Annotated in this window: 18 protein-coding genes, 1 other RNA gene and 1 pseudogene; 17 read left to right on the top strand and 3 right to left on the bottom strand. The window is 38.8% G+C overall.

Annotated elements, in window-relative coordinates:
- The first annotated feature begins 66 nt into the window (after nt 1-66).
- The 3 genes from NST97_RS05710 to NST97_RS05700 all read left to right on the top strand — a co-directional run bounded on the left by NST97_RS05710 (nt 67) and on the right by NST97_RS05700 (nt 1,964).
- Nucleotides 67-1,011, top strand: coding sequence for a DUF2515 family protein (locus NST97_RS05710; protein ID WP_063388544.1), 945 nt, complete (start codon nt 67-69; stop codon nt 1,009-1,011).
- Between the two features lie 309 nt (nt 1,012-1,320).
- Nucleotides 1,321-1,548, top strand: coding sequence for a hypothetical protein (locus NST97_RS05705; RefSeq protein ID WP_066251875.1), 228 nt, complete (start codon nt 1,321-1,323; stop codon nt 1,546-1,548).
- A gap of 50 nt (nt 1,549-1,598) precedes the next feature.
- Nucleotides 1,599-1,964: a YppE family protein gene (locus tag NST97_RS05700; protein ID WP_340733955.1), complete on the top strand. Its 366-nt coding sequence runs from the start codon at nt 1,599-1,601 to the stop codon at nt 1,962-1,964.
- Between the two features lie 243 nt (nt 1,965-2,207).
- Here NST97_RS05700 and yppF read toward each other — a convergent pair whose 3' ends face one another.
- On the bottom strand, nt 2,208-2,393 hold the full coding sequence (gene yppF, locus NST97_RS05695) for a YppF family protein (RefSeq protein WP_063388541.1): 186 nt from the start codon (nt 2,391-2,393) through the stop codon (nt 2,208-2,210).
- Nucleotides 2,394-2,552: 159 nt separating this feature from the next.
- Between yppF and NST97_RS05690 the strand changes: the two genes are divergently transcribed.
- Both NST97_RS05690 and NST97_RS05685 read left to right on the top strand, forming a co-directional pair.
- Nucleotides 2,553-2,867: a YppG family protein gene (locus NST97_RS05690; protein WP_063388540.1), complete on the top strand. Its 315-nt coding sequence runs from the start codon at nt 2,553-2,555 to the stop codon at nt 2,865-2,867.
- Between the two features lie 361 nt (nt 2,868-3,228).
- On the top strand, nt 3,229-3,351 hold the full coding sequence (locus tag NST97_RS05685; RefSeq protein ID WP_268753477.1) for a hypothetical protein: 123 nt from the start codon (nt 3,229-3,231) through the stop codon (nt 3,349-3,351).
- Between the two features lie 250 nt (nt 3,352-3,601).
- Here NST97_RS05685 and NST97_RS05680 read toward each other — a convergent pair whose 3' ends face one another.
- The gene (locus NST97_RS05680) at nt 3,602-4,069 is read right to left on the bottom strand and encodes an Hsp20 family protein (protein WP_066251868.1); all 468 of its coding nucleotides are present in this window, start codon (nt 4,067-4,069) and stop codon (nt 3,602-3,604) included.
- 146 nt (nt 4,070-4,215) lie between these two features.
- Between NST97_RS05680 and NST97_RS05675 the strand changes: the two genes are divergently transcribed.
- The 11 genes and pseudogenes from NST97_RS05675 to NST97_RS05625 all read left to right on the top strand — a co-directional run.
- Nucleotides 4,216-6,498 carry a DEAD/DEAH box helicase gene (locus tag NST97_RS05675; protein WP_340881755.1) on the top strand — a complete coding sequence of 761 codons (2,283 nt, stop codon included), beginning with the start codon at nt 4,216-4,218 and terminating at the stop codon, nt 6,496-6,498.
- Nucleotides 6,489-7,748 (top strand): ribonuclease H-like domain-containing protein, encoded by a 1,260-nt coding sequence (locus NST97_RS05670; RefSeq protein WP_311066258.1) that lies wholly within the window; start codon nt 6,489-6,491, stop codon nt 7,746-7,748. The genes NST97_RS05675 and NST97_RS05670 overlap by 10 nt, the downstream gene beginning before the upstream one ends.
- Nucleotides 7,749-8,736: 988 nt before the next feature.
- A complete protein-coding gene (gene tnpA, locus NST97_RS05665) occupies nt 8,737-9,135 on the top strand; it encodes an IS200/IS605 family transposase (RefSeq protein ID WP_094245197.1) in 399 nt (132 codons plus the stop codon).
- A gap of 11 nt (nt 9,136-9,146) precedes the next feature.
- Nucleotides 9,147-10,259, top strand: a complete 1,113-nt coding sequence (locus NST97_RS05660) for an RNA-guided endonuclease InsQ/TnpB family protein (RefSeq protein ID WP_003353586.1) — start codon at nt 9,147-9,149, stop codon at nt 10,257-10,259.
- A gap of 278 nt (nt 10,260-10,537) precedes the next feature.
- Nucleotides 10,538-10,765 (top strand): CotD family spore coat protein, encoded by a 228-nt coding sequence (locus NST97_RS05655; RefSeq protein WP_063388536.1) that lies wholly within the window; start codon nt 10,538-10,540, stop codon nt 10,763-10,765.
- A 187-nt stretch (nt 10,766-10,952) separates the two neighbouring features.
- Nucleotides 10,953-11,252: a cell division regulator GpsB gene (gene gpsB, locus NST97_RS05650; RefSeq protein WP_063388535.1), complete on the top strand. Its 300-nt coding sequence runs from the start codon at nt 10,953-10,955 to the stop codon at nt 11,250-11,252.
- 65 nt (nt 11,253-11,317) lie between these two features.
- Nucleotides 11,318-11,693: RNase P RNA component class B (gene rnpB, locus NST97_RS05645), an RNA gene on the top strand.
- A 76-nt stretch (nt 11,694-11,769) separates the two neighbouring features.
- Entirely contained in the window at nt 11,770-12,915 is a 1,146-nt protein-coding gene (locus NST97_RS05640; RefSeq protein WP_340733951.1) for a THUMP domain-containing class I SAM-dependent RNA methyltransferase, read from the top strand.
- A gap of 58 nt (nt 12,916-12,973) precedes the next feature.
- A complete protein-coding gene (locus NST97_RS05635) occupies nt 12,974-13,147 on the top strand; it encodes a hypothetical protein (protein ID WP_157728005.1) in 174 nt (57 codons plus the stop codon).
- 200 nt (nt 13,148-13,347) lie between these two features.
- A complete protein-coding gene (locus NST97_RS05630; protein ID WP_445684580.1) occupies nt 13,348-15,261 on the top strand; it encodes an ATP-dependent DNA helicase in 1,914 nt (637 codons plus the stop codon).
- A gap of 35 nt (nt 15,262-15,296) precedes the next feature.
- Nucleotides 15,297-15,701: pseudogene (locus NST97_RS05625) on the top strand (carboxypeptidase M32); the annotation flags it as partial.
- Between the two features lie 62 nt (nt 15,702-15,763).
- Here NST97_RS05625 and NST97_RS05620 read toward each other — a convergent pair.
- Nucleotides 15,764-16,945 carry an IS701 family transposase gene (locus tag NST97_RS05620; protein ID WP_339192808.1) on the bottom strand — a complete coding sequence of 394 codons (1,182 nt, stop codon included), beginning with the start codon at nt 16,943-16,945 and terminating at the stop codon, nt 15,764-15,766.
- A gap of 65 nt (nt 16,946-17,010) precedes the next feature.
- On the opposite strand from NST97_RS05620, the gene NST97_RS05615 reads away from it, so the two are divergent.
- Complete coding sequence (locus tag NST97_RS05615; RefSeq protein ID WP_341343020.1) at nt 17,011-18,183, top strand: carboxypeptidase M32; 1,173 nt, start codon at nt 17,011-17,013, stop codon at nt 18,181-18,183.
- Nucleotides 18,184-18,261 lie beyond the last annotated feature (78 nt).

Genomic DNA, 18,261 nt, shown 5'->3' with positions numbered 1-18,261 from the left:
AAATGTTAACCTTTTTTCGATGAAATGACTTCATTATACATGATTTAAGTTGAAAGAGGGAATACTATGTCACTACATGATATAATATTACAAACAAAATTAAAAACAGATGACGGAAATGTTGATAATATTTCACGGACGGAACGATATGCAAAGTTTTATAAAAAACATCCGGAAGTAAAATGGGCGTTGCTGGCAAGCATGGTCTCCAGAAACGCCGGCTGGTTTATGACAGATTTAGAAGGTATTCCCCTCAAACAGGCTTTGCCTTATGAAAAACGGCAATGGCTCTTTTTATCAGTTGAAACCGCAAACTGGCTCATTTTTGCTGATGCTTATCCACAGCTTTTACTATATGAATATTCCAAGCGTTACAACAAACCGATGTTTTATTTGCTCGAAGCTTTTCATGTATCCGCCTTTATGATGGAGGAGTGGGAACGCTTTTTCCGCACAAAAGATGAGAAAAGGCTTTTAACCTCCCTTATTATTAATGAGCAGCATGTTATTCAAAAACCGGTTATTGATCATCCATTATTTAAAAAATTTGTCTTTCACAGCTTGCCGTTTATTTTTCAAGATCTATTTCATTTTCGCGTTATACTGTTTCCGACGTTAACAGGAAAATTGTACGGATTTTCCACCCATCAATTCAGCCATGTCAAAAAACGGATTGAATTGGGAAAAAGGCTGGCATGGCTTTTATTTCATCCTCTTTACCATGGACAGTTTCTAAAATTTTCAAATCGTGTAATACATACAGGATCACGGTATGATTATGAAAAATATATGAAAAAAACAACAAAAAGAAAATCCCCATATTTAAGGACGGCTTTTCCGATAATCTCACACGAAATAGACGAAAAAGAAAGAGAATGGTTTCATGGACAGCGGCTCGGAAAGTATTATAAAGATCCAGAGATTCCGAAACGAATTGAATTAACTAACTGGTATGAGAAAAAACAGTCCCAGCTACATTTATTATGCATGATGAAGCAATACTTACAATAATGGTCAGGCAATGAGCCTGACCATTTTTAAGTAGAGGGTCTGTTTGGACCTTCAAGCTTTTTGTCTCCAACTCCTCGCTTTTTTTCTTTTTGACTATCATTTTGAATGGTTTTTTTATCGTTTTTCATCATAACACCTCCCATGTTTATTTTTTCTAACCTGAAAAAATACATGCGCACAATGAAGCGGATTTTTGAATGCAGGGAATTTACACTTTTTTTGCCGAATCACAACTAGTTTTGTCAAACAGGCAGGACTCATATTTAGGAAGAAGAATTTTTTAGCAAAAATAAGAAAAGAGGGATGCTGATGAGTTCGTTTATAGAAAAGCAAGAGGCATTAAAAAAATTGCAGGAAATTGAAAAACAAATTGATCTTTTAGAGCAGCAATTGACGCAAAATATAGATAAAGAAATTCATCGGACAAAACAAGCCGTTTCAAACTTTATAGAAAATGGAGAAGAAAAGATGAATAAATTTGAGAAAATGTGTGCAGAAAGGAAATTCGTGCGGAGCTTGAGAAAAAAGGTAGTATAAAATTTGGTAAAACAAAAAAAATTTGCTATGATGAATCTGAGGTGAGAACCTTGGATGAAGAACAAGTCCGGAAAATCACGGAGCAATTGCTTCAAGTGATCCAAAAAAGTGCTCAACGCTTCGAGAGAACCAAGAAGGAAGGACTGGAATACGATTTTTTTGCCGAAATTAAACCGAGTGTTGACAAGATTTTGCCAATATTGGATGAATGGGAAATTGTTGCGAAAAAATGGATCAATAAGTACCATCCTAGATACCTGCATTCGCAACAAATTGATACGGCGAAAGAGCATATTGAAAACATTGTGATCCAATCTTTTTTTCAAGATACAAGCAAGGTGAGATTTAAAAATATAAAAGAATCTGCTGAATACACATTAAGAAGCATGATCCGTGAAATGGAAAAAAATAAATAAAAATGGGGAAGCGGAGAAGCGAGCAGTTTCTCCGCTTTATTATGTGTGAATATATAGACACAATCTATTGGGCTTTCGATTTACGTAAAACCTTACTTCGTTTGAAGAAATCTTGGGGTTAAAAGATTCTATCTAAAAAATATCCGTTCTTTTTTGTCAATCTATGTTATTGAACTGCCGTAAACGGGACTATTCGTAAGCGGCAAAAAGAGGCCGGAGAAAATTCTCCCGCCTCTGCTTGATTTAAAGGATGTATTCAGGTGTAACGGCTCCTTGCTGTTCTAGCGTTTTGACAATATTTCGAAAGTCTTTGATGCTGATGTTTTCATAAAGATACAATCTGCGAGCAAAGTCCAGCAATTCATTTGCACATTCTGCTTCGTATTGCTTCTCCATTTTAAATCTTTCCCTCAATGTTTGAACCGTCATAAAACATCCCCCCCTAACACTTATATTAATATGTTACCATCTCTTTTGTAATTATCAATTTTAAAAAAAATAAAAACTTCCGACACTATTTGACATCTCACCCTTTAAAAGGCAAAAACATATTTTATGATTAGTTAAGTTTTTATTGGAGGGATCAAAATGTATCATGATCATGTTTATGATTGGTTAAGACCTGTTTCTTACGATCAATATTTCATGATGAATCAACATGTTGTTCCTTATTTCCAATCTCCATATTATCAGCCTTTTATGAATCCGTATCCTCAGCCTTATCCAAGCACGCTGCCTATGATGATGCCAAAAGGGTCAAATCCTTCATTGCTTTCTTCATTTAAAAAAGCGGACGGACAGATGGATTTTAACAAAATGATCGATACAGCAGGACAAGTTGTTCAAACGATGAATCAAATGAGCTCCCTTTTAAAAGGAGTCACGCAAATTTTTAAAGCTTGATGCTGAATAATGAGCTTTGAAACGATGTAAGGCGCTAGGGATGCCGTTCGCCGCAAGTCAAGGCTGTTTATGCTTTGTTGGATATACGAAAAAATCCTTTTTATACCAAAAACCTATTTTTGGAAAAAGAATATTTCCAATCGGGAACAACAGCTGATGACATAATTGCCCGGGGAATGATGAGTACCGATCACAAAACAGACAATTACAGGATGCAATAGGAAAAATGGGACTGCCCGATAAGTCCCTAAAAGGAAGCAAGCAGAGAGAAACAACGCGTTTCTCTCCACTTGCTTTTATATTTTTCGATTTTTATCTGAAAGTAGCTGGCGGATGCCGCTATTTCAGGAAGTGTAAGCTAATGAGAAAACAATACCTCATCTTGCATCGTCTTCACCATTTTGTCTATGACACGTGCCACGTGATGTTCTGGTATGAGCAATTCAATATCGAAAATTACTTGAACTTGACGGTTGTCATATAGTTTGAAAGTAGGAGGGAATGTTAATTTCCTTTGTCAGGAGTATTTTCTTCTTTTACATCTAGTGAAAGTGCTGTTTCCGTAGTAATCATTTGATTGGTTCATAAAAAATCGTCCTTTCTGTGATGTTGGGTCCCAACTACATTTTATTTAGAAAGGACGATTTTTTTTGCTTTTTTAAAAGTGGAAAAATGAGGGACTCCAAAAGTCAGTTACCCTGACTTTTTGGACAACCTCTTTGATTAGAAGCATATTAGTCAATATTTATTTTTGTTTTTTTGGAAGGGATCACAATTTTCAGCTTTTCATTTTGAAACGATGCTTTAATACGTTGTACATCTAAGTAAGCTGGCAAATAAAAGGATTTCGCAAATTTGCCATGAGACTTGAACATTTGCGTCATCTGTTTTTCATCATTTGTTTGTTCAATATGTTGATCTTGCTGAATGGAAATCGTTAATACATGATCATACGATTCGATGCGTATTTGCTCTTTTTTCACTCCTGGAAGCTTTCCCTCTAACACCCATTCTTGATCGGTTTCATGAGTGTCAAAATGAAAAAAGGGAAGGGACATTGCGGCATCAAACAAATCATGAAACGGTTTTAATAGCGATTGAATGTAGGCAGGATCGAAAAATTGTGAAAACCTGCCTGGAAGCGGATCTAGTTGGGAAAACACGGGCAAAAATTCATCATGTTCCTTTTTGTCTTTTTTCATCTTGCTCTCTCACTCCCTTTCTTTTTTCACATTTATATGCAAAAGAGTTTCGAAAAGTTTATACGAAAGCTTCCAATGAAAACATGCTTTATTTACGAACGTTTATTCGTTAGAATAGATGTAGTGAATTCGAGGAGGAATGGGTCATGCTTGGGCGGAAACCTTTTGAAAAAGTCATCCATGATTTTAGACATGACGAGCGTTTTCGGGATCAGATTGTATATTGGCACACAATACCTGAAAAAGAAGCAATCACAGTTCCTTTTCCAGAAGATATGGATAACCGATTGAAGGAAATGTTGAAGAAAAAAGGAATTGAACAATTATACAGTCATCAAAAAGAAGCGTTTGAATTAGCGTTAAATCATCACAACATTGTCGCTGTAACCCCGACAGCGTCAGGAAAAACGTTGTGCTACAATTTGCCTGTTTTAAACGCAATATTAAAAAACAATAACACGAGAGCATTATATCTTTTTCCAACAAAGGCGCTAGCTCAGGATCAAAAAAGCGAACTGAATGAATGGATTGAAGGAATAAAAACGGAGATAAATTGCTATACATACGATGGAGATACTTCTCCAACGATCCGTCAAAAGATTCGAAAAGCTGGTCATATTGTTATGACAAATCCTGATATGCTGCATTCAGGCATTTTACCGCATCATACGAAATGGGTGTCGCTTTTTGAAAACTTAAAATATGTCGTCATCGATGAATTGCATACATATCGCGGAGTATTTGGAAGCCATGTTGCGAATGTAATCAGAAGGCTGAAGAGAATTTGCCGATTTTACGGAAGCGACGTTCAATTTATATGTACGTCGGCAACGATTGCAAATCCGTTGGAATTTGCTGAAACATTGATTGGAGAGAAAGCGGTTCTTATTGATCGAAACGGAGCCCCAAGAAGCAAAAAACATTTCATCTTTTACAATCCGCCTGTTGTTAACAAGCCTCTCAATATCCGCAGAAGCGCCATGATTGATGTAAAAGAGATTGCGAAAGAATTTTTAAAAAACGACATTCAAACGATTGTGTTTGCTAGAAGCCGGACAAGGGTTGAAATTATTTTAACGTATCTGCAAGAGATGACGAAAAAGGAATTGGGATCGAAAACGATACGCGGATATCGCGGAGGTTATTTGCCGAAGCAGCGAAGGGAAATTGAAAAAGGCCTTAGAGAGGGAAAAATTAAAGGTGTCGTCAGCACCAATGCTTTGGAGCTAGGGGTTGATATCGGTCAGCTGCAGGTTTGCATTATGACAGGATACCCCGGATCGATTGCCAGCGCGTGGCAGCAATCAGGCCGGGCGGGCAGAAGGGAAGAGGAAGCAGCAATTATTCTCGTCGGAGGATCGAGTCCATTAGATCAATATATTTTAAAGCATCCAGAATATTTGTTTGAAAAAAATCCGGAAAGTGCGATCATTCATCCAGATAACTTAATCATTCTCGTAGATCATATAAAATGTGCGGCGTTTGAGCTTCCATTTCAGTCAGGTGAAACGTTAGATGGGGTGGAGGTTGACGATATACTTGATTTTCTGAAAGAGGAAGGCGTTCTTTACGAAAACGGAGGCAGATGGTATTGGATGAGCGATTCGTTTCCTGCACATGGGATCAGCTTGCGTTCTGCTTCTCAAGAAAATGTCGTAATTATTGACACTACAAATGGCGCAAATGTCATCGGGGAAATGGACCGATTCAGCGCCATGACGATGCTTCATGAAGAAGCGATCTATTTGCATGAAGGAAGGCAATTTCAGGTTGAAAAGCTCGATTGGGAAGAAAAAAAAGCATATGTTTCTGAAGTCAATGTTGACTATTTTACGGATGCGAACCTAGCTGTTCAATTAAAGGTGCTTGAGGTGGATCAGGAAAAGGAAAGCAAGAGCATGGAGATTGGATTTGGTGATGTCATGGTGCTTGCCCAACCGACGATATTTAAAAAAATCAAATTTGGCACACATGAGAACATTGGTTCTGGTCCTATTCATCTGCCGGAGGAAGAGCTTCATACAACAGGTGCTTGGATTAGCTTTAAAAATGACGTTTTTTCTGTTTTATCGGAAGAACAAATGGAAAAAGCTTTAGTCGGCATCAGCCATGCTTTAAAATATGTGAGTGCTCTTGCAGCAATGTGCGATCCAAACGATCTTGACGTTGTATTTCAAGTGAAATCCATTCACAACGGAAAACCGACCATCTATTTGTATGACCGATATCCAGGCGGAGTTGGGCTTGCGAAGAAAGTATTTGATGAGTTTGAAAGCTTGCTTGAAAGAACGGAAGAAATGGTGACAAACTGTAAATGCGATGATGGCTGTCCTTCCTGCATCGGTCTTGATGGAGAATCGAGCGGAAGAAAGGAGGCGGCGCTTCGGCTGCTTCAATATATAAAGAAAGGACAGATTTTATGTCCATAAAACAAAAATTAAACAGATTAAAAAATCATATCGTTCATGAAGACGTATTGAAAAAGGAACAGGATATAGAGATTCCATACTTAAAACGCTGGGAAAGCGTTGGAGTCAAGCCGTTTTTCTTTGATGGCCAATATATTCTCATCCGTGAAGTAGAATATCCGCTCAATTATCGCCATGGATTGTATGAATTGAGCGAAGTAATTGATGTTGTAGAATACTGGAATGACAATGAAATGGAGCATCCGCTATCAGCAAAAGGGCATAAACCTTATGAACTTTTCTTTTTCGATACGGAAACGACTGGTTTAAAGGGCGGAGCAGGCAATATGATCTTTTTACTTGGATTTGCGCGAATATTATTCGATAAAGTGGTGATCAAACAGCTTTTTTTGCCTGCTCCTGGCCATGAGGTTGCTTTATATCAGCGGTTTTTAAGTGAAGTAAATATAAAAACATTAGTCACATACAATGGAAAAGCATTTGATTGGCCTCAGGTGAAAACGAGGCATACTCTCATTCGCAATATGGTGCCGCAATTGCCTGAGTACGGCCATTTTGATTTATATCATGCAGCTAGACGTCTCTGGAAAAATAGATTAGAGTCGGTAAAATTATCAAATGTTGAAAAAGATATTTTGCAAGTGAACCGAAAGGAAGATACTCCCGGCTATTTAGCGCCGATCCTTTACCATCATTTTTTGAAAGACCCAAATCCTGATAGTGTGATCGGAATTTTTCAGCATAATGAGATGGATATTCTCTCCTTAATTTCACTTTATATTCATTTGTCAAAAAAGCTTTTGTTTCCCGATGACAACCATGATGATAAAGAACTGTTTGAAATGGCAAGATGGTTTCAAGCTCAAGGAAATGAAAAGCTTGCTTATTTTTCATATGCGAAAATAAACGAGCAGTCAAACAGCCTTCACCTCAAGGCGAAATTTGAAATGGCAATGCTGGCAAAACGAAACGGACGTTTGGATGAGGCAGTGAAACTATGGAGCGAAATTAAAAAACATGGACAAGGCTTTTTGAAAATAAAAGCTTTAGTCGAACTGGCCAAATTTTATGAGCATCATGAAAAAAATATTGATGCTGCATATATGGACACAAACGAAGCGATTCAAATTTTGAAACAGCTGGAAAGAATGGGAGTATCCAATCATTCAACACAAAAAGAAGAGCTGCTGAAAAGAAAATGGAGGCTGGAAAAGAAAAAAAATAAGTTGGAAGATTTGGGAGAAAGATGAAACAATTACTCGATCACAACCGTCTAAATATAAGGATTTGTTAAAAGGAATAGATGCCGGCGGTAACATATTTTGGTATTATATACGAGAAAAAACGGCATCGCCTATTAGATGCTTTTTCTGTCAAATATAAAAAATTAAAGAGAAAGATTGACTAGCAAGACCTTCCATCGAACAAGAAGGTCTTTCTCTTGTGCGCCCGGCATGTACATGAACTATAGGGTGTAAGTCCCGAACCCCGAAGACAGAAGTAGAGGTTAGCCAAGAGCAAGGGTGTCCGTGGTGACGCGGAATCTGAAGGAAGCTGGAGGCAAAACACCGGTCCGAGGAACACGAACCTCATATAAGGCTAGGTATGATTGAGTGAGTTTGCAAAACAAAACAAAGCTCTTTCTGTCGAAGGTCATATCGAGTAAATGAGGCGGATAGATGGTGTGAAAGTGCATGTACTTACCCGGGGAGGTCTGGTGGATATGTGAAGTACGCTTCATAACCTACTTAGTGATAAGTAGCTGAACCGTCAGAAGTCAGCAGAGGTCATAGTATTAGTTGGTCTAGAACAACTAAGAAGGACCGAACAATTAAGAGAGAATAGCCCTTGGCATTCAGTGAGTCATGATGAACACAGAAAACGTAGTACCTCACTTGAGGGAGGAAGCGGTGAATCCCGTGGGAGATCTCTTGGAGGGTGGAGTGACCACTGGCATAAAGAGAACAGCTATTCACGGAAGTTATAAAGACTTGCGTCAATTATCTTAATGGAACCGCCGTATACGGAACCGTACGTACGGTGGTGTGAGAGGACGGGAGTTAATCGCTCCCTCCTACTCGATTCAAAAAATTTTAACGGATTTCCGAAAGAAGTCTCCCATCCTCAAGGAATGTGCAGGGCGTAGCCCAATGAGTAGGTGGGAGATGAATTTCGGTTGGCTTTAGCCAAAGGTTTTGATATAATCAGTCTTATATATAAAAAAGGATTGATATATCAATGAAATTGGATAGTAATAATCATTCAGTGTTCCTATTACATTATCATCTTGTATTAGTTGTAAAGTATCGCAGAGAAGTGTTCACCGATGAAATATCTGATTTTGCAAAAGATATGTTCATTGAGATCGGAAAAAAATACAACATTACTTTGACAGAGTGGAATCATGATAAGGATCATATCCACATCCTATTCAAAGCACATCCTAATTCTGAATTATCGAAGTTCATCAATACTTATAAGAGTGCAAGTTCTCGACTGATAAAGAAAAACTTTCCTCATATCCGAAAAAGACTATGGAAAGAGATGTTTTGGTCAAGAAGCTTTTGCCTGCTTACAACAGGCGGTGCACCAATAGAAGTCATAAAAAAATACATTGAAAATCAAGGTCAGAAGTGAGGTGATTTGATATGGCCAAACAAAACAAAGCCTTCAAATTTCGTTTGTATCCGAATAAAGAACAGAAAATCCAATTAGCCAAAACATTTGGTTGTGTTCGCTTTGTCTACAATAAGATGCTGGAAGAACGTAAGGAAACGTATGAGAAATTCAAAAACGATAAAGAAACGCTTAAACAACAAGCATTCCCGACACCAGCGAAATACAAAGATGAATTTCCATTCCTAAAAGAAGTGGATTCTTTAGCTTTAGCAAACGCACAGATCAATTTGCAAAATGCTTATAAGAACTTTTTTGAAGGTCGTGCGGAGTTTCCTAAATTCAAAAGCAAGAAAAATAAACAATCTTACACAACCAATATGGTCAACGGCAATATTAAGCTAGAAAATGGTCATATCAAACTACCAAAAATCAAAAAGCCAATGAAAATGAACCGACATAGAGAAATACCTGCTGATTATAAAATCAAATCTTGTACTATTTCTAAAACAAAGACAGGTAAATATTATATTTCGATTTTGACAGAATACGAGAAAGATATTCAGTCAGTAAAGATTCAAAAAGTAGTTGGCTTAGATTTTGCTATGGACGGTCTATATGTCGAGAGTGAACAGGGTGAGAAAGCCAATTACCCACGGTACTATCGACAAGCATTAGACAAACTGGCAAAAGCACAACGAATTCTTTCTCGCAGAAAAAAAGGTTCTGCACGTTGGGAAAAACAACGTTTGAAAGTAGCAAAGTTACAAGAGAAAATTGCCAATCAACGCAAGAATTTTCTTCACCATAAATCAAAAGAATTAGCATCAACCTATGACGCAGTTATCATTGAGGACTTAGACATGAAAGGAATGTCTCAAGCCCTCAATTTTGGAAAAAGTGTTCATGATAATGGCTGGGGTATGTTCACTACTTTCTTAGAATACAAGCTAAAAGAACAAGGGAAACAACTTGTAAAAATCGATAAGTGGTTCCCTTCTACTAAGAAATGTTCTTGTTGTGGCAAGGAAAAAGAAATGCCATTATCTAAACGTGTATATGAATGTTCTTGCGGTTTTGTATTAGATCGTGATCACAATTCAGCAATCAATATCAAAAATGAAGGATTACGCATATTAGCATAAAGAATAATAACTTTCGGAACGAGAGGGTAAGCTCGGTCAATTTCTTATCGTTAGATAGGATTACCCGAGAAGCCCCCACTTCAAGCGACCCGCAAGGGTGGTAAGTGGAGGGTAGTTCACTATAGTGCCTTAATCAATCGGTTATGAAGGAAATGCCTATACATGATAAATATCGCGCCTGCTTTTTTTTGAAAATAGGTATTTGAATTAGTACATGTACACTTTTATATTCATAGGCTAGTATTGTAAAAATAATAAAAAGGAAGGAGTTATATAATATGAAATGCAGACCGAACGTTCTTCAGCCGATTGTTCATCCGACGAAATGCTGCGTCAATCATACACATTCAACAACAATCGTTCCTCATATCCATCCAATTCATACAACAAATGTTAATCATCAAATGTATCAACATTTGCATTATTTCCCGCATACTCAATCTGCGGTAAATAACGTGTCACATCAACATTTTCAGTGCATGGGACCTGGTCCGTTTCCGAGATAATCTTTGAGAAGGGGCTGAGTAACCAGCTCCTTCCGTTTATAATCATTATTTTTAAACCTCTGAAGGCTTCATTTTTTCCCATAATAGGATGGAGACATGTTATTACCATAAAGAATAAATTGACATTAATCAGGAAGTTTGAAAAAATATAGCCTAGGAGGACTTCTGACGATTGAGGTGAACCGAGTTGATTTCAGATAAAATTAGATTAACGGCGAAAGAAATTTTGGAAAAAGAGTTTAAAACTTCGATGCGCGGTTATAAACAAGAAGAAGTTGATAAATTTTTAGATATTATCATTAAAGATTACGAAACGTTTTACCAGGAGATCGAACAGTTGCGGCAGGAAAATATGCGGCTGAAAAAGCAGCTCGAAGAAGCATCGAAAAAACAACCGACGATGCAGGCGAATACAACGAACTTTGACATTTTGAAGCGTTTATCGAATTTAGAAAAACATGTATTTGGAAGCAAATTATATGAATAATGTTCATGGATGCCACTTGAATTTTTTATTCATTTTCACTATACTACATAATGCGGTTTAGCATAACGTTCGGGTAATCGCTGCAACGGATCATCCGTTGTAGAGGAAAGTCCATGCTCGCACGGTGCTGAGATGCCCGTAGTGTTCGTGCCTAGCGAAACCATAAGCTAGGGCAGCCTTTTCGGCTGACGGCGGGGAACGTGCCTAAGCTATTGATTAGTATGGCACTATTACCCTGAAAGTGCCACAGTGACGTAGTCTTGCGAGAAATCGCAAGAGTGGAACGCGGTAAACCCCACGAGCGAGAAACCCAAATGATGGTAGGGGCACCTTCTCTGAGGAAATGAACGAGGAGAAGGACAGAAGGGCTAAAACCCTTCTGTAGATAGATGATTACCACCCATGTACAAGCTGCATGGGGACAAAACATGGCTTACAGAACGTTATGGAATAAACCGCAATTTTTCGTGCTCTCCATTTGGAGAGCTTTTATTTTCTGAAAAAGACAGGTGAAAAAATGAGCAAACGGTTTACATTGATTGCAACAGCTGCAATGGGAATTGAAGCGATTGTTGCATCAGAAGTGCGCAATCTAGGATATACATGCAAAGTGGAAAACGGAAAAGTAACGTTTGAAGGCGATGAACTGGCGATTTGCCGAGCGAATTTATGGCTTAGAACGGCTGATCGAGTGAAATTAAAAGTGGCTGAATTTCCGGCGACGACATTTGAAGAACTGTTTGAAAAAACGAAAGCCATTGATTGGGCGGAATTTTTGCCTGAAAACGCTCAATTTCCTGTCATCGGAAAATCGGTGAAATCAAAACTGGCAAGTGTTTCTGACTGCCAGAAAATTGTGAAAAAAGCAATAGTTGAAAAATTGAAGCAGCAGTACCGAAAAACGACCGATTGGTTAGAAGAGACAGGGGCGGTTTACAAGATTGAGATCTCTTTACATAAAGACATTGCTACACTGACCATTGATACGAGCGGAGACGGCCTCCATAAACGAGGATACCGCGCTCGAAAAGGAAATGCCCCTTTAAAAGAAACGCTCGCCGCTGCACTTATTTTGCTAACGAATTGGACTCCTGACAGACCTTTCTTTGATCCATTTTGTGGTTCAGGTACGATTCCGATTGAAGCGGCGTTAATTGGGCAAAATATCGCGCCCGGCTTCAATAGAGATTTTATTTCAGAGCAATGGGACTGGATCGGCAAGGATGTATGGAGAAGGGCAAGAGAAGAAGCAGAGGATTTAGCTAAATATGATATTCGCCTCGACTGCATCGGGACGGACATTGATCATAAAATGATTGAGATTTCAAAAGAAAATGCCATGGAGGCCGGGCTTTCGGATGTCATTACTTTTAAACAAATGCAAGTTAAAGATTTACGTACAGTGAAGGAATTTGGGGTAATAGTCGGGAATCCACCGTATGGTGAGCGACTCGGAGAACGAGAAGAAGTGGAGCAATTATATAAGGAAATGGGGAAAACATTCTCGCTGTTAGATACTTGGTCGATTTACATTTTGACAAGCAATAAAAGCTTTGAACAGTTTTACGGAAAAAAGGCGACAAAAAAACGGAAACTTTTTAACGGGTTTATCGAAACGCACTATTATCAGTATTGGGGACCTAAACCGCCCAAAAAAGCATAAATAATACCAGCTCTGCATAAATTAAAATGGATAAAATTTATACGGGGTTGGTTGATTTATGACAAAGGAAGAATATGCGATTATTTCTCGCGCATTAAAGAATACGTATACTGCGTTGGTAGAAAGAGGTTCAACAGAAAAAGCGCTCAGTCAAATCTTTGAAGCGGAAGGGCAATTGAAAAAGGCTATTTTTCACGGATCTCTTTCCGTTCGAGAGAAACGGCTTCCCTGAAAATGGGAAGTTTTTTCTGTTTTTAAATGATTTCGTTTCAACCGAGTCAATCGCTTATGCTTCAAACCTTACCGCTCGCTTCCTGCATAAGCGAGGTTGACATGATTCTAATTGAATCGCGCGCTGCCAGAAAAGATATTGACGTTATGCGTAATAAGTGAAATAATTTTACTCTATGAATAATCACGGAGGTTGGAGTCATGATGTTTCAAGGTTTACCTTTCCCGCTGACAAAAAATGAAAGCTTTTATGAAGCGTTAAACAAATGGATCGGTGATGTTCTGTATGATATTTTGCCTGAAAAAGGCTTTGAATTGCGCGACGAACAAATTTTTATGGCTTTCCAGCTTGACAGAGCTTTTAAAGAAAAGAAAGTGATGTTTGCGGAAGCGGGAGTAGGGACAGGAAAAACGATTGTTTATTTGCTTTATGCGATTGCATATGCGCGATATACCGGAAGACCTGCCGTCATTGCCTGTGCGGACGAAGCTCTAATTGAACAGCTTGTCAAAAAACAAGGGGATATAAAAAAGCTTGAAGAAGCTCTAGGTCTAAAAGTGGATGTGCGATTGGCAAAATCGATGAACCAATATTTATGTTTGGACAAGCTTGAGGATTTGCTTGGAATGGACGATGATGAGGACTTTTTTGATCTTTATGAATCTCTCCCTGAATTCGTGCATGATCAGAGCGGATTGCAATCTTACTATCATTATGGAGACCGGAAGCAATACCCGTTTTTTTCCGATGAAAAATGGGAAAAAATCAGCTGGGATCCTTTTAAAAACTGTTTGTCATGCAGCAAAAGACATCGGTGCGGCTTAATTCTTTCCCGCGATTATTATCGGAAGGCGAAGGATTTAATCGTTTGCTCCCATGATTTTTATATGGAGCATATTTGGACGAAAGAATCCCGGAAACGTGAAGGACAGCTCCCGCTTCTCCCAGAGCACAGCTGCGTCGTGTTTGATGAAGGCCATTTATTAGAATTTGCGGCTCAAAAGGCACTTACGTATCAAGTGAAAAAAGAAACGCTAGCAGCATATTTAGAAAAAATTTTAAAGAACAACATTCGTGAACAACTTGCAGAAATGGTCGAAGAAGCGCTTTTAGCGAACGATCATTTTTTTCATATGCTGTTTAAAAGTGCACATCAAAAGGAAGGCTCCAATCGGTTGACAATCACGAGAACAGACGATTTGTTAGAAGCGGCCGGAAATTTGTATGAACGATTGAATCAGCTGTCTGAAGCTTTAGTTTTTGAAAGTGAACTATATACCATTGATGAATATAGCTTAAAGATTGTGGAAGAATACCTTGATCAAATGGAATTTTCTTTTCGCTTGTTTTTACAATTTGACAACACAATTACCTGGCTTGAACAAAACGGCGCGTCATCTTCTTTTGTGATCATGCCGCAAAGGATAGAAGATATTTTAAAAGAAAAAGTGTTTTCTCATAAAATACCTTATATCTTTTCATCAGCCACTTTATCGGATCAAAACGGATCGTTTGCTTATTTAGCGAATAGCCTTGGTATAAAAGATTATCTATCATTCTCCGTTTCCTCTCCTTTTGACTATGAAAAAAATATGAAAGTGTTTGTAAAAAAAGGTACGAGCGAGGAAAAATTGAACTGGACGGAATCTGTCATAAAATCAAACAAAGGGCGCACGTTAATTTTATGCAGAACGAAAGAGGAGCTGCTTTTCTTAAAAAAACATTTACCAAGCTTTTGGCATTCATGTTTATTTGAAGGAGATTATGAAATCAGCGAATTAGTGGCATGTTTTGAAAGAGATCCGGAAACCGTTTTGTGCGCTGTGCATTTATGGGAGGGGCTTGACGTTCCAGGACCGTCGCTTGAACATGTGATCATTTGGTCGCTGCCATTCCCGCCGGATGATCCTGTATTTGATGCGAAACGAAAATCCGCAACAGATCCTTTTTATGAAGTGGATCTTCCGTATATGATACTGCGGCTGAAGCAAGGGGTTGGACGCCTCCTTCGCACGAAAGATGACCATGGTACTGTAACGATTTTTATCAGCAAAGATGAGGGAGAAAATATTGTTTCGGAGGTCGTAAAAGCGTTGCCTGTCAAACCGAGCTGAAATATATTTTCAATTGGAAGAAGGGGATGATCAAAATGGGCTTAAAAGAAAAAGAACAAAAATTTTTCGATTACTTAAAGAAAATGGAAAGCTATGAAGAAGCATTAAATTTAATGTATTGGGATTTACGGACGGGTGCGCCGAAAAATGGATTGGAGCGGCGAGCTGAAACAATCGGCATTCTTTCTGAAGAGTGGTTCCAGATGTCCGTTTCAGATACTATGAAAGAGTTTCTTGATGAATTAACAGAAAAACATGTTTATGACAATCTCTCTTCGGTGACAAAGAAAGCTCTTCAGGAATGCAGAGAGGAGTATGAAAAAAACATTAAGATTCCGAAAGAGGAATATAAAGAATATGTCATTCTCCAATCAAAAAGCGAATCAGTTTGGGAAGAAGCGAAAGCAAATGCAGATTTCAATCAGTTTGCTCCTTATTTACTGTAGATGAGCAATTTTCATAACAATAATTACCATACCAAAAGAGACAAACAGGGTACCCCTTATGCCACATGGAGCTGTTTTTTGACAACATCAATGGGAATATCTTGCTTCGCTGCATGGTAAATGAACTCGACGAGACTATGCCCTTTCTTCGTTCGGAGAAGATCAAGCCCAGTAGAGAAATCCCGGTTGGACTCGACCATACTGTACACATAAGCGAGTTGCACCAAGATCCAATACCGTTTCACCGCCCGACGTTGACGAACGCGGTACCCATCGAGCTTCAGCTGGTCTTTCGCTTGTCGAAAAAAGCATTCGATCGACCAACGCTGGGCATAGTAGCGCAAGATCTCTTCATCGCTTAGCTCCCGGTCGGTGCTCAAGACGCAGTGAAGATGTTCGGGTGTCATCGGCTGATCGGCTTTCCAAGCCAACAACACAACGGCATCATCGAGACCTTTCAGCGATCCCTCGTAGCGATACACGCGATAACGCTCTTCTCCCACCGTGACGAGATGGGTGTCGTTCGGTTCGATATAGCGGGCAAACTGTTTGGCTTGGATGGCGATGCCTTTCGGATAGAGAATCCGGTTCGTTTTGAGCATCGCGATGACGTGAAATCCTTTTTTCAGACAGGCTTCCACGAGCGCTTGCGATGGATACCACGAATCCATCAGCACATAAACGGGACGGCGTACATCCAAAGAAGAAAGCATCTCGATCGCGAGTTCCCCCTTGCTTTTCCCAGCCGCCTTGTCGTAGAGGCGGAACGCAAAGGGAAAAGCCTGGGTCATCGTATGAACCATGAGCCAAACAAGAGAATGTCCCCAGATCGACTTTTTCTCTGTGTGAGAATAGTGCCAATCACACCCTTGAATGGCGTGCGTTGCCCGTGACGAAGGCTTGATTTTTTGGCAAATCGTATCATCGATCGAAACAAAAAGGGGTTGATTTTTCTGTTTGGCGATCCGTTCGACACGATGAAGCATCCATTGCTGGAGTTTGCCAAGCAGCGTCTCTTCATCCCAAGGGCTTTTCGTGAAAAAATGGCTGAGTGTCGTTCGATGATTGGGGTGAAAGCTCCAATGATGAAGATCGGTCAACGTTCCAGAAAAGCCTTTCGTGATCATCGCATCCACGATATGAACGAGATGCTTCATGACAGGTTTTGAAAAATAAAGTGCCAACCCCAACATCGTGAAAAACTTGTGGATTCCTTGATGATGTGCTAATCTATTCATGAGACATGAACCTCCTTGTGTGAATGGTTTGTTGGCACATCTATTCTAACCAAGGAATCGGGTTCATGTCTCCTTTTTTGTTTCGATGTAAATTTATGTTAGTGATTTTGCTCATCTACTGTTATTTAGAAAAATTAATAGAATTCAATAAAAAGTTTATTTCCTATTGGGGCTATAAGGGACATAAATATAATACGCTCCTTCATTTGTATGAACCAGGAATAACTGTGGAGACGCTTGACAAGGTTTTTGCAGAGCTTAAAAAACATATCGTCCCATTAGTACAACAAATTGTACAATCATCAAAAAAAATCGACGTTTCGTTTTTGCACAAACCGTTTCCGAAAGAAAAACAGCGAAAGTTTTCCGAATATATTTTAAAGGAAATAGGCTACAATTTTGATGCCGGCCGCCTTGATGAAACCGTCCATCCTTTTGAAATTCGAATGAACCGGGGCGATGTTCGAATTACAACAAAGTATGATGAAACAGATTTTCGAACGGCCGTTTTCGGAACCATTCATGAAGCCGGACATGCGATTTATGAGCAAAACATAAATGAAGAACTGGAAGGAACTCCTCTTGCTGACGGCGCTTCAATGGGGATTCATGAATCTCAATCATTATTTTATGAAAATTTAATTGGGCGAAACTATCATTTCTGGAAGCGATATTACAACCAACTTAAAACGTATGCTCCAAACCAATTTACTGGGGTTTCTTTAAATGATTTTTACAGAGCGATCAATGAAGTTAAACCATCGCTGATCCGTATTGAAGCAGATGAATTGACATATTGTCTTCATATCATTGTACGCTATGAAATAGAAAAATTGCTGTTTGAAGGAAATTTGGATGTGTCTGATCTTCCAAAAGTTTGGAATGATAAATATAGCGAATATTTAAGTATTGCTCCAGATCATGATGGAAACGGGGTGCTTCAAGATGTTCATTGGGCGGGAGGAAGCTTTGGCTATTTCCCTTCATATGCTTTAGGATATATGTATGCAACGCAATTGATGCAAAAAATGGAGCAGGATCTTTCGAATGTTGAAGAACTTATTGAAAACGGAGAATTTCAGCAAATTCAAAGCTGGCTGACAAAACATGTTCATCTATATGGCAAAATGAAAAAACCGCTGGAAATATTAAAGGATGCGACTGGCGAATCGTTGAATCCGGCATATTTTATTCAGTATTTAGAAAAGAAATATAAAGACATTTACAGTCTTGATTAAAAGATTCGTTTGGAAAACTTTCCATCGTCAATCAGGGAAAAATTGTTTCGATTTTTAAAATGACATCCCACATTCTTA

This window comes from Aeribacillus sp. FSL K6-1305 (genome assembly GCF_038050115.1).
Lineage (GTDB): Bacteria > Bacillota > Bacilli > Bacillales > Aeribacillaceae > Aeribacillus > Aeribacillus composti.
Note: the sequence above shows the minus strand (reverse complement) of the source record. Positions and strands in the feature narration are given on the sequence as shown.